This is a genomic window from Tenacibaculum sp. M1.3A (assembly GCF_057732375.1).
On record NZ_JBYJEF010000003.1, the window covers coordinates 269,377 to 281,829 of the forward strand.

Genomic DNA, 12,453 nt, shown 5'->3' on the forward strand with positions numbered 1-12,453 from the left:
ACGTAATCTTTATGTAAAAGATATTTTGCCATAATCACAATAACGTAAGCAATCAATTATTCAACAATAACAAGGAATAATTACCTCTTTTTATTCGATTTTATTTTATAAAAAAATGAGACCGATGTCTTTTAGTAAACAAATGAAAGCTGTAGCTTTTTTAATCGTATTATTTACTGCTATAACAGTAAATGCACAAAACTTTATTATAACGGGTAAAGTAGTTAACAATAATCAAGAACCACTTGTAGGCGCTACCATTGCTATAAAAGAATTAAAAAAAGGAACCGCTACTGATTTTGACGGAAACTTTAAATTAAAACTAGAAAAAGGAACATACGAAATAGAGGTTTCTTATGTAGGTCTTGAAACTTTAGTTAAAAACATAACTGTTTTAAAAAATCAAAACATCAACATTCAATTAAATTCAGATACTACTGTCTTAGAAGAAGTATTAGTTTCAGCAGTTCGTGTACAAGCCGATGCGCCTGTAACACACTCTAACTTATCTAAAAAAGAAATTGCGAAACGTAATTTAGGTCAAGATATTCCTGTTTTATTAAACTATTTACCAAACGTTGTTTCTTCTTCAGATGCTGGTGCTGGTGTTGGTTATACGTACATGAGTGTTCGTGGTTCTGACGCCTCGAGAGTAAATGTTACGATAAACGGAATTCCGTATAACGATGCCGAAAGTCAAGGAACTTTTTGGGTTAATTTAGGCGATTTTGCTTCATCTACACAAAGCCTACAATTACAACGTGGTGTTGGTACCTCAACCAATGGTGCGGGTGCTTTTGGAGCAAGTTTAAATATTCTTACGGATGCTAGTGCCGAAAATGCTGGTGGAGAAATTTCTAATTCTTTTGGTTCTTTTAACACAAGAAAACACACTGTAAAATTTACGACAGGAAAACTAAACAAACACTTTGAATTTGCAGGGCGTGTATCTAACATTTATTCTGATGGATATATAGATAGAGCTTCTACCGATTTAAAATCGTACTTTTTACAAGGTAGTTATACCGATGATAATACGTTGATTAAGGCAATAGCTTTTGGTGGAAAAGAAGAAACGTACCAAGCTTGGGACGGAATTTCTGCACAACAATTAAAAGAGGATAGAAGACAGAATCCGTTAACCTACGATAACGAGGTTGACAACTATCAACAAGACCATTATCAATTACATTGGAACGAAAAATTAACTAATAATTGGACTACCAATCTTGGTTTAAACTATACACGTGGTAAAGGTTATTTCGAGCAATTTAAAGACGGTAGAGATGCTGAAGATTATAATAATTTAATTGTTGATGATAGCGATGTTATTGTTCGTCGTTGGTTAGACAATCACTTTTATGTTGGTAACTTTAACGCTACTTATAAAAATGAAGGATTAGAAATTATATCGGGAGGTTCTTTTAGTAACTTTAAAAACGATCATTACGGTGAACTTATTTGGGGAAGCGATTTAGCTGCTAACACTAATATTAGAGATCGTTATTATGAAGGAAAATCAACTAAAAACGACTTTAGTATTTTCTCTAAAGTGTCTTTTAATATTACCGAAAAACTTAGAACTTTTATCGATTTACAAGGACGTTTTATTTCTTATAAAACAAACGGATTAACCTCTAAAAGAAAACCTTTAAATGTTGATGAAAATTTTAAATTCTTTAATCCGAAAGTAGGTTTAACTTACAAACTAAACGACGAAAATAGTTTTTACGCATCTTTTGCAAAAGCAAATAGAGAACCAAATAGAAGCGATTTTAAAGATGGTATAAACACTTCGGAAAGTTTAAATGATTACGAATTAGGTTGGCGTTTAAAAAACAACATCGTTAAATTAAACACGAATGTTTACTTTATGGATTACCAGAATCAGTTAGTATTAACTGGTGAAATTGATGATACCGGAGACCCTTTGCGTGGTACAAGCGGTAACAGTTATAGGTTAGGTTTAGAAATTGATGCAGACATTCGTTTAACTGAGCAATTTTCTGTTCGCCAAAACATTGCTGTAAGTAAAAACAAAAATGTAGATTTTTTTACTAATAGAGACGGAGCAATACAAGAATTAGGAAATACCACCATTGCAAATTCGCCTAATATTGTTGCCGGTAACGCATTTACCTATCAACCTTCTGAGGATTTTCAGATAGCTTTTTTAACAAAATTTGTTGGGGAGCAATACTTAAGTAATACGGATACAAAAGCATCAAGATTAGATAGCTATTACACAAGTGATTTAAATGTGATGTATGAATTAAAAACAGCATCAATTTTTAAATCTATTGTATTTACAGGGTTGGTAAACAATGTTTTTAACAAAGAATATGTAGATAGAGGTTATATTTATTTAGATGATTGGTCTACTCCCGGAACTACACAAGAAGCACAAGGATATTATCCGCAGGCAACTATTAACTTTTTAGTAGGTGTTACTTTTAAGTTTTAGGAACTTAAATTTATTAAAACAAAAAACCCTGAGTTATAACTCAGGGTTTTTTGTTTTATGGGTGTTTTTTCTCTTGACTATATCATTCTAAAAATATAACTCAGCTAATTCTTGATATAAAGAATTGAAAATCGTCATATTATTAAAGTTGGCAACAATTTGAAAAAAACAAAATTATGGGTAAACAACCAACAAGACCAACCAAGCCAAATAGACCAAGTCAGCCAAAACCAAATTCTAACCCAGACAGAGGTGGAAATAAAGGGATTACTCGGCCACCAATTAGACCTACACCTCCTAAAAAATAAATAGGAAAAACCACATTATTAATATTAATCCTACAAACATGAAGCCCATACTCATGTAATTAAATTTGTCTGTCAGTTTTGAGAACATTTCTGCTTTTTTGTCATAACTATCAATTTCACCTTGCTCTGATTTACTAATTTTATCTCCTGACTCAATTTCCGTTTGACACATTAAAAAATCTTGTTGATTTGCTTTATATCCAAAAATTTGAGATAGAAAATTGATTATTATTCCAAACAAAAATAAACCACCTGAAATTCTGACTAGTAAATTTATATCTTGAGGTTTATCAGACAAATATTTAATTGTTTCTAAGCAAACATAAATTCCTGCTCCACAAATTGAAACAATTAAAAGATCAATTCTTTGAATACTATAAAACATTCCCTCCCAAGAAAGTTTTTGTCTATCTTTTGCTCTACTCATTTTACTATTTTTTTCATCGTAATTTAATTAAATTATGATAAATAAACTTTACAAAAAACACTCATTTGAATGCTTAATCAGAAATTTATCTAATTTTTGTAGGGAGAACCAACTATCATTAAATTCTACTTCCCATATCTAAAACCATTATTTAAAATTCAAGCTTTAACTTACAAAGTATATACAAACCTAAAGGTTACAAATCATGATTGTATAAAAATTTATGACGTAAAACGGAAAGGTTATTTGCGCTATTTCTTACCTGAGAATCGATATTTAAAATGTTGGTTACTTTAATTTCATACTCCATTTTACATCTCTATGTTTTCGATACACTAAAGAAGCATCCCAGTTCTGAAAAGATTCCGAATTGCGCTTACCTAGGTTTTGATTTGTATGTATAATTGAGTTTACAACTAATCTAAAGGTTGATGCCTTTTTTTATGTCTTCTGCTTACTAAAAATAAAAGTTTTGCATATATTTAGACCACCAGTGATGATTCACTATAAAAATCTAGCAATGAATTACATAAAATATGCATAAAAACGGAGACGTTCTTGGTACAGTTCAGTTTCAAAACCGAATAATGCACAAAAAAATATTAATTATGAAAAAATTACTTTTTTCATTTTCTAATGATGATGAACCTGATAGATTAATGTATGATGTCAGATAAACAGTAAATGCTAGTAAGTAGCCTATATCAGATTGACAAGATAATTTAAAAGAAGTAAACAATGTTTCTTCTCTTTGGGTAATCAATCTTCGAATAAGAGCCGGATTAGTGTTAGAAACAGTAACTTTTGGATATATTTCGTATCAAGGAACTTTATCTATATAGACGGAATGGACTCCTGAAGGAGGTCTTTTGCAATCAGACAAACAATCAATTGAAAATGATACTCCAAATTCAACTATAAATAATATTGAATTAAGAGTGCCAGGAAAAGCTTTGCCCGATTAAAGCAATTCATATTATAATTAAAAAAGCGAAATACAAACTTAGAATAGGTATAAGTAATTGATTTTTTTCACTTTAATACATACTTAACAAAAATTCTTATCTTTATAATTACCATTAATTGCTAAAAATAATAAGTATGAAAAAACTATTACACTACAACACAATTTTATTATTAACCTGTTTTTTATATATTCATATAGGTTATTCACAAACAACGTATACCGTAACTTCAACTTCAAAAGATGGAGTTGGTTCAATTAATGAAGCTATTGATTTAGCCAACAACAACCCTGGTGCCGATATTATTGAGTTTACACCTGGATTACAAATAGTCGCAACTCATCTTAACTATATACCAGGGGGTCTAGCCGATTATATGCTTAACATTACGGAATCCGTTACCATCGACGGAAAAGGTGGTGCCTTAATTGGTTCGCAAAGATGGCTAAGTGCTAGTGGTGAATGGAATTCTCTAAACGATTGCCCTGGTGATGTCCCGAGTTCAGTTGTTCTTGCGTCGATGCCCAATTTTATGCAGGTTGGGACTATTAATGTCGATAACACGGGTATTACTGTAACCGTTAAAAATTTATCTATAGAACAATTTAATTCTATCGCTAAGGTAAGAGATAATGCCGTTTTAGAATTTGAAAATTTTAACGCCGATAAAATATGGTCAACTCTTAATTGTAATTCTAGAGGTCTGTTAAGTGCAGATGCTGGCGCCTCAATTTCTATTAAAAACTCACAATTTATTAATACCGTAAACTGGGGAGATCCAGCTACTACTTCTGAAATAAGTAGTTCTAATGCTGGTGATTTAACTATAGAAAACACACTGTTTTTTAATAATAATGGAGGAAACCAATTTGCCATCAGTTGGGACGGTCAATCAACCTCAAAAGTAAATATTGTAAGTTCTAGATTTATGCTATCCGGTGGTATATTTTTATCAGGAAGTATAAGTGTTAGTAATTTTGTGAACTCAATATGGGTAAATGAAGATACTCAAAATCCAAAGTCTGGTGACCGAATTATCAATAGCGCGAGTGGAGACATGAATATTACGGCATCCTCATTGATGTGGAATAATAATTACTGTGATGGTTTATGCCAGTCTCAGCTTTCACAATCGCTCATTGAACGTAGAGGAGCTGGTAAAATAAATATTAAGGAGTCGGCTATCGGTTTAAATAATACAAGTGGCTTAACTACGCTTCTGAATACACTAGGTAATACAGGCACTGGTGCTGGATTTACTGCGGATACATATACATGGATACAACCTACTACTAATCAAGATGCAATTGCACTAAGAGCCATTACATTTCAATCTCAACTACGTTCAAATGGAACTGCTTTCAATAGCCCTGTTGTTACTTCTACTAGTTATTTTGATGCAGAAATGGTGAAACCAGCCTTTCCAGGTGAGTTGATAGACATAATCCCTGCGGTATCTGTTTTAACAAATCCAATAACTAGTACTCCTATTACTTTGGATGTATTTGGTAATGATAGAAATGATGCCAACGGTTTTCGCGATATTGGCGCTTTTCAGTTAGGTCTAGCTTCAGCGTTAAGTCTTGGAACAATTACAGATGGATCTGTAGGCTTAAGTTGGACTGAACCTCTTCATCATGATAATCTTACTATTCTTAATTATCGGATAGAATATCGTGAAGTAGGAGATTTCGGTGAGTCTGTAGATGTTCCTTCAACTGATTTGACTGCAACAATTACTGGCCTGACCAATGGAACTGAATATGAATTTGAGGTACAGGCAAATTATGGTGCTGCCCTTCCAGGGAATCTTGGGCCAGCGAGTAATACTGTGTCGGCAACGCCTTATGGCACCATGACCGCTCCTGCAGTAACCGCTACACCGGGTAATACGGAGGTAGCGCTTTCCTGGGATATATCAGATATAGGCGGACGTACTTTCCAACAATACAATATTTTTTGGTATGAACAAGTAACAGGGAATTTTGTAGATTTTCATCAGGTTTTTGACCCTAATATAATCACTTATACGGTAACCGGACTTACCAATGGCACTGCCTATGATTTTATAATAACTACAAGAGCCTCAGAAGACACGAGTCCTTCTGGTAATGCAAGTGCCACGCCAGTTGATAATATTCCTCCGGTGGCTATTTGTCAAAATGTAACTGTGCAACTAGATGTAAATGGTGATGGATCTATTACTGCAGCCGATGTAGATAATGGTTCTAATGATACCAGTGGTATCGCTTCACTTTCTGTATCGCAAAGTTCATTTACTTGTGCTAATTTAGGTACTAATACAATAACTCTTACAGTGACCGATAATAACGGAAATTCCTCTATCTGTTCCGCTACAGTTACTGTAGAAGACAATGTCCCTCCAGTGGCAATTTGCCAAGATATAACAGTGCAACTAGATGCAAGTGGTAATGGTTCTATCGTGGCTAGTGATATAGACAATGGTTCGAACGATGCTTGTGGTATTGCTTCTATGAGTATTGATGTTACTTCTTTTGATTGTTCATCTATAGGTGAAAACACCGTAACACTTACCGTAACCGATAGTTCTGGAAATAGTACTATATGCTCAGCAATGGTAACTGTTACAGATACTATCACTCCGATTGTGGTTACTCAAAACATTTCTGTAGAATTAGATAATTTTGGAAATGCTAGTATCGTAGCTAGTGATATAGACAATGGTTCGAGCGATGCTTGTGGTATTGCTTCTATGAGTTTAGACCAAGCATCATTTTCGTGCCCTACTTTAGGAGATCACACCGTAACGTTAACAGTTGCTGATGTAAACGGCAACAGCGCTTCTGAAATGGCAATTATAACCATTACTTCCAATGATTTAGACAATGACAATATTGCTGATGTATGTGACAATGATATGGATGGTGATGGTATTGACAACGATATTGATAACTGTCCAACAACAGCGAACAGTGACCAACAAGATTTAGATCGTAATGGTATTGGAGATATATGTGACCAAGGAGATATAGAAATACCTAAAGGATTCTCTCCTAATGGAGATGGCACTAATGATGAGTTTATCATTTTAGGGCTTCATAAATACCCGAACAACAGTATTCAAGTATACAACCGTTATGGAAATAAGGTGTATGAATCAAAAGCCTATCAAAACTCTTGGAATGGTATCTCTTCTGGTAAAAACAGAAAATTACCTGCAGCTCCCTACTACTATGTACTAAGCATCGATGGTGGTCGTAGAATAGTTAAGGGTTGGGTTTTCATTAATTATTAAGAAAAAAAGAAAATGAAAAATATATTAAAAAACACGGTTGTTATATTTATAGTATTTACAACGGTACAGATTTTCGGGCAACAACATCCTTTATACACTCAGTATTATAATAATTTTAGTTTGATTAATCCAGCATATTCTGGCAGTCATGGTCTTTTTACGGGTACACTAAATGTAAGGAGTCAATGGGCAGGAGAACCTAATAGTCCTCAAACTCAAACACTATCAATTCATGGTCCTTTGGGTAAAAATGTAGGATTGGGTTTTTCTATTGTTCATGATAAAGTGTCTGTACTAGATCAAACAGATGTTTATGCTGATTTTTCCTATTCAATTTCTCCATCTGAAAACTCTACCCTAGCTTTTGGTTTAAAAGCAGGTGGAACTTTTTTGAATGTTGATTTTTTATCTTTAGGAATTAATAATGATGACTTGTTTAGTAATAATGTCAATAAATTTAATCCTAATTTTGGTGTAGGTGTTTTTTACTATTTAGAAAAATTTTACGCCAGTATATCAACTGTTAACATTTTAAAAAGTAAACATTACGAAAAAAATAATGTGGTAACGGGTGCTTCAGATGAAATGATTTTTTATCTTTCTTCTGGCTATGCTTTTAATTTAGGAAAGGCCTTTAAACTAAAGCCATCTTTTTTAATGAGAGCAGTTAATGGAAGTCCATTATCTACCGATATATCGACAAGTGTATTATGGCTTAATAAGTTAGAATTTGGAGTTTCCCATAGAATCGGAGAATCTGTTTCGGGGTTATTTCAGATAGGAATTACAAAAGCACTTAAAATTGGGTATTCGTATGATGCAATTACATCAGATCTTTCTAATGCAGTGGGAGGCTCACATGAATTAAGTTTAATATTCGATATTGGTAAATCATCTAAAACACCAAATAAAAAACCTTCATTCTATTGGATGAATAGTTCTAAATCTATTGAAACTATCACAGAAAACAAAAAAGAAGAAGGAGAGTGATCTCTACATAGCCTAGAAGCGAAAACTACTACATTTACTCGGGCATTTTAGCTTACATATAAGAAAAGCAGTAGAAGTACTTTTAAATCCGAATAATAAATATGAAAAAAATTACTTTTTGTTGTAATAATTACACCGCTTTTTTTCTGTGCTAATGACGATGAATCTAATAGATTAATGTATTATGTCACATACACAGTAAATGCTAATGACGGAGCTACGTTTAAAATTTAATATAATGCTACTTTAAAATTTTAAAATATATTATTTTTTGAAAGGAAAAAACCTGAGCAAAAGCTCAGGTTTTTTTTATTAAAATAAGCCATTTTCCTCTTGATTTTTTTGTTGGAAGAATATAACTTCGCTAACTCCTGATATAAGTCATTGAAACGCACTCATATCATTAAAGTTAGCTGTAATTAAAATTAATCTCTAACAGGAAGAAAACCTTTTTCATCAAGAATCTTAATTACTCCTCTAAGTAAAAAGTTATTATCGAAACGAATAATATATTTCCTTCCTCCTTCTTTCTCTGGAACTAACATCTTTTTTTTAATTAACCTTTTTATTTGTCTTGATATTTCAGCACTCATTTTACCTGCGAATATCTTTTTTAAATCAGAGGCTTGAATAACTTGTAACTCAATTACTTTTTTTAATATTTTTGATTCTGTATCTGTTATATATTTTCTTTCAAGAGAATGAATTATTGAAGGCAATAATATTTCACTTTTTAAAAAATCATAATCACTTAATTTATCAATCTTTTCTATCTCATCCTTCAATCCTTTTAATACATATTCGCACCAAGACAAAATACCCTTGTCTGTCCCTAAATCAGCTTTTGACAAATTATCATAATAATCATTTCTATTACTACAAAAAACAGCTGTTGGATTTATAATTCTACCTACATTAACATTGAATCCTGTTTTTACAAGCATTGCATAAGTAAATAACCTTACTGTTCTACCATTTCCATTTCCAAACGGGTGAATCCAAACAAAACGATGATGAGCAATAGCTGCCTTTAGTAAATCATATTTAGGACTATCTTCTCTTTCTATAAAATCCAATAATTCTGTCATATAATCCTGAACTTTAATAGAATCAGGTGGTAAATGAGTTGAATTACTAATTTTTAAATTTACTTTTCTATATACTCCAGGAGTGCTGTCTCCTTCACCTCGTGGTGGAGGTGGTAAATCTTCCACAATCATCTTATGCAATTCACTAAGAAACATTCTATTAATAGGGTATTCATTAATATTATCCTCTATGAATTCCATAGCTTTTTCAATATTCTTAATTTCTCTTACTCCTTCAGAAACACTTTCATTAATTTCTAATTTTGTCTCAATATATTCTGCTACAGTTGTATTATTCCCTTCTATTCTTGCAGAACCAATACTTTCCAAAGTATGAAAAATATGTTTTAACTGAAAAAAAACACGAGGATGTGTCGAACCTCCCAATGGTTTTTTTCTTAGATAATCTAATTCAATTATCAAATCAGTTAAAGAAGAGTCGAAAGAAGGTTCTACTAATTTTAATTTATAATCTAAAAATTTAGCTTGTGACATTTATATTTAATTTAAAAAACAATTAACAACAACAACAACAATAATTAACGGTTTTCAACAAAAAACAACTACTTATCAAGATATTACAAATATATTTTAAAAAACGACAATTAACAATATTGAATTAACTATTTAACAAACATTGAATACAAGAAGCAACAACTACAGCTAACAATCTATAAAAAACATAGGGCTTTTGTGCTAATTACAAAGTCCGCTAAATATAAAATTTGGCATTTAAACGAAATTTAAAAGCAAAATATTTATATTTAACTAAGTGTTAAACCCGAAATGTAGTGTATTTTAAATGCCATACGTGTTTTATACTAAACGTTAGCGGAACATAAAAAATCCCAAGTTTTTAACTCGGGATTTTTTATTATTTATTTACGCTACCAATTGCACAAATTACAAACGGTATTGCTTAAAGCAATACCGTTTTTTTATCTCCTACTTCAGGATATCCAAATTTAGGTGGTTTTTATTTTACTAAACCTAAAGTTGTTTACTTTTAGAGTAACCAATGAATTTTCTATATTAACATTTACTTCAGCTACTTCATTTATTGAATTTAATCCGTTAATTATGGTATTTGCACAACCACCACATTTTAAATTCTCTATATATTTCTTGTTTTATTTTATCTGTTTTTTTCTTCCCACTCTAAATAACCGCCTAAAACATTATATGGTTGAAATCCTTTTTTTAATAATAACTCTGATGCTATTTTAGATCTACCTCCTGATCGGCAATAGATATATACTGGTTTTGTTTTATCTAATTTAGCCAATGCCTTTGTTTCAAAATCACTACCTGTTACATTTATTTCTATCGCATTTTTAATAGTACCTTCTACCCATTCTTCTGGCGTACGAACATCTACTAGCTGAACATTTTCATTGTTCTTTAATACAACTTGTAAATCGTTAATAGAAATATCTTTTACTCCATCTTCTTTTGAAGCACAAGACATTATTATCGTTAAAATAAATCCTAAATAAAAAATATTTTTTTTCATGTTGTTTTATTTTAAAGTTGACGGACAAACACTGACTGTTCTATTGATCGTTGTTTTTTTGATGGCTCCATAACCACCAGCTACATCAATTACATTATGATACCCTCTCGATTTTAAAATAGATGCTGCTATTACTGAACGATACCCTCCGGCACAATGAATATAAAAGTTTTCCTTTTTAGGAAACTCTTGTATATGATCATTTAAAAAATCTAACGGCGTACTTGGCACATCGATAATATGTTCGTTTGCATATTCGCCCGGTTTTCGGGCATCAAAAACTTTTGCTTTGTTGTTTATCGCTTCTTCTAAATCATTTGCCGATACAGAACGTAAAGTATCTATTTCTTTTCCTGATTTTTGCCAGGTATCAAAACCACCTTCTAAATATCCCAATACATTATCAAAACCTACACGAGATAAACGTGTAATTGCTGTTTTTTCTTCTCCTAAAGGTGTTATTAATAAAATTGGTTGTGTTACATCTTTAATTAAAGCACCAACCCAAGGAGCAAAGGTTCCTCCTAAACCAATAAATATTGATTGCGGTATAAATCCTTTTATAAAATCGAATTGATGACGTACATCTAAAATAATGGCATCCGTTGAGTTACTTACTTTTTCGAAATCAGTAGCTGATAATGCTATTGCTCCTTTTTTAATAACTTCATCTATTGATTCATATCCTTCTTTATTCATCTTTACATTTAAAGGAAAATAAGCTGGTGGTGGTGCTAAGCCATCTGTTACTTCTTTTATGAATTCTGCCTTAGTCATATCTGCTCTTAAAGCATAATTGGTTTTCTTTTGATCTCCAATAGAGCCTACCGTTTCTTTGCTTAAGTTTTTTCCGCAAGCAGAACCTGCTCCGTGTGCAGGGTATACAATAACATCATCCTCTAATGTCATTATCTTTGTGCGTAAGCTATCATATAAAAGTCCCGCTAAATCATCTTGAGTAAGTGCTCCTTTCTGTGCTAAATCAGGGCGCCCAACATCACCTAAAAACAAGGTGTCTCCACTAAAAACTGCGTGATTTTTCCCGTTTTCATCTTTCAATAAATATGAAGTACTCTCCATCGTATGCCCTGGGGTGTGCATTGCTGTAATGGTAATATTACCTACTTTAAAAACTTCACCATCTGTTGCTATATGAGATTGATAATTTGTTTTAGCGGTTGGACCGTACACAATTGTTGCTCCTGTTTTTTCTGCTAAGGTTACGTGACCACTAACAAAATCTGCATGAAAATGAGTTTCAAAAATATATTTAATATTCCCGTTAGCTTCTGCTGCTTTTTTTATGTAAGGTGCCACTTCACGTAACGGATCTATAATGGCTATTTCACCATTACTTTCTATATAATATGCTCCTTGTGCTAAACAACCTGTATAAATTTGCTCTATATTCATAATCTTAT

General features: G+C 32.1%; 9 protein-coding genes. 4 read left to right on the plus strand and 5 right to left on the minus strand.

Features of this window, described 5'->3' with window-relative positions; all coding sequences use genetic code 11:
• Window positions 1-142 precede the first annotated feature (142 nt).
• Together AC28QF_RS06675 and AC28QF_RS06680 are read left to right on the plus strand one after the other, a co-directional pair.
• Window positions 143-2,464: a TonB-dependent receptor gene (locus AC28QF_RS06675; protein ID WP_488201238.1), complete on the plus strand. Its 2,322-nt coding sequence runs from the start codon at window positions 143-145 to the stop codon at window positions 2,462-2,464.
• A 176-nt stretch (window positions 2,465-2,640) separates the two neighbouring features.
• Window positions 2,641-2,772, plus strand: coding sequence for a hypothetical protein (locus AC28QF_RS06680; protein ID WP_488201055.1), 132 nt, complete (start codon window positions 2,641-2,643; stop codon window positions 2,770-2,772).
• Here the strand turns inward: AC28QF_RS06680 and AC28QF_RS06685 are convergent.
• A complete protein-coding gene (locus tag AC28QF_RS06685; RefSeq protein WP_488201054.1) occupies window positions 2,762-3,199 on the minus strand; it encodes a hypothetical protein in 438 nt (145 codons plus the stop codon). The two genes, AC28QF_RS06680 and AC28QF_RS06685, sit on opposite strands and share 11 nt — an antisense overlap.
• A 1,101-nt stretch (window positions 3,200-4,300) precedes the next feature.
• Here AC28QF_RS06685 and AC28QF_RS06690 point away from each other — a divergent pair.
• Window positions 4,301-7,441, plus strand: coding sequence for a T9SS type B sorting domain-containing protein (locus AC28QF_RS06690; protein ID WP_488201053.1), 3,141 nt, complete (start codon window positions 4,301-4,303; stop codon window positions 7,439-7,441).
• Between the two features lie 12 nt (window positions 7,442-7,453).
• Window positions 7,454-8,431 carry a PorP/SprF family type IX secretion system membrane protein gene (locus tag AC28QF_RS06695; protein ID WP_488201052.1) on the plus strand — a complete coding sequence of 326 codons (978 nt, stop codon included), beginning with the start codon at window positions 7,454-7,456 and terminating at the stop codon, window positions 8,429-8,431.
• 425 nt (window positions 8,432-8,856) lie between these two features.
• Here AC28QF_RS06695 and AC28QF_RS06700 read toward each other — a convergent pair whose 3' ends face one another.
• The 4 genes from AC28QF_RS06700 to AC28QF_RS06715 form a co-directional block, all read right to left on the minus strand.
• On the minus strand, window positions 8,857-10,014 hold the full coding sequence (locus tag AC28QF_RS06700; RefSeq protein ID WP_488201051.1) for a Fic family protein: 1,158 nt from the start codon (window positions 10,012-10,014) through the stop codon (window positions 8,857-8,859).
• A gap of 470 nt (window positions 10,015-10,484) precedes the next feature.
• Window positions 10,485-10,637 (minus strand): heavy-metal-associated domain-containing protein, encoded by a 153-nt coding sequence (locus AC28QF_RS06705; protein WP_488201237.1) that lies wholly within the window; start codon window positions 10,635-10,637, stop codon window positions 10,485-10,487.
• Between the two features lie 17 nt (window positions 10,638-10,654).
• Window positions 10,655-11,032, minus strand: coding sequence for a rhodanese-like domain-containing protein (locus tag AC28QF_RS06710; protein ID WP_488201050.1), 378 nt, complete (start codon window positions 11,030-11,032; stop codon window positions 10,655-10,657).
• 6 nt (window positions 11,033-11,038) lie between these two features.
• Window positions 11,039-12,445, minus strand: a complete 1,407-nt coding sequence (locus AC28QF_RS06715; protein WP_488201049.1) for an MBL fold metallo-hydrolase — start codon at window positions 12,443-12,445, stop codon at window positions 11,039-11,041.
• Between the last annotated feature and the right edge of the window lie 8 nt (window positions 12,446-12,453).

What these genes read in the sequence shown, in the direction of transcription:
- AC28QF_RS06680 (WP_488201055.1), top strand. Translation starts at nt 2,641, where the DNA reads ATGGGTAAACAACCAACAAGACCAACCAAGCCAAATAGACCAAGTCAG.
- AC28QF_RS06715 (WP_488201049.1), bottom strand. Translation starts at nt 12,445, where the DNA reads ATGAATATAGAGCAAATTTATACAGGTTGTTTAGCACAAGGAGCATAT.
- AC28QF_RS06685 (WP_488201054.1), bottom strand. Translation starts at nt 3,199, where the DNA reads ATGAGTAGAGCAAAAGATAGACAAAAACTTTCTTGGGAGGGAATGTTT.
- AC28QF_RS06710 (WP_488201050.1), bottom strand. Translation starts at nt 11,032, where the DNA reads ATGAAAAAAAATATTTTTTATTTAGGATTTATTTTAACGATAATAATG.
- AC28QF_RS06675 (WP_488201238.1), top strand. Translation starts at nt 143, where the DNA reads ATGAAAGCTGTAGCTTTTTTAATCGTATTATTTACTGCTATAACAGTA.
- AC28QF_RS06695 (WP_488201052.1), top strand. Translation starts at nt 7,454, where the DNA reads ATGAAAAATATATTAAAAAACACGGTTGTTATATTTATAGTATTTACA.
- AC28QF_RS06690 (WP_488201053.1), top strand. Translation starts at nt 4,301, where the DNA reads ATGAAAAAACTATTACACTACAACACAATTTTATTATTAACCTGTTTT.
- AC28QF_RS06700 (WP_488201051.1), bottom strand. Translation starts at nt 10,014, where the DNA reads ATGTCACAAGCTAAATTTTTAGATTATAAATTAAAATTAGTAGAACCT.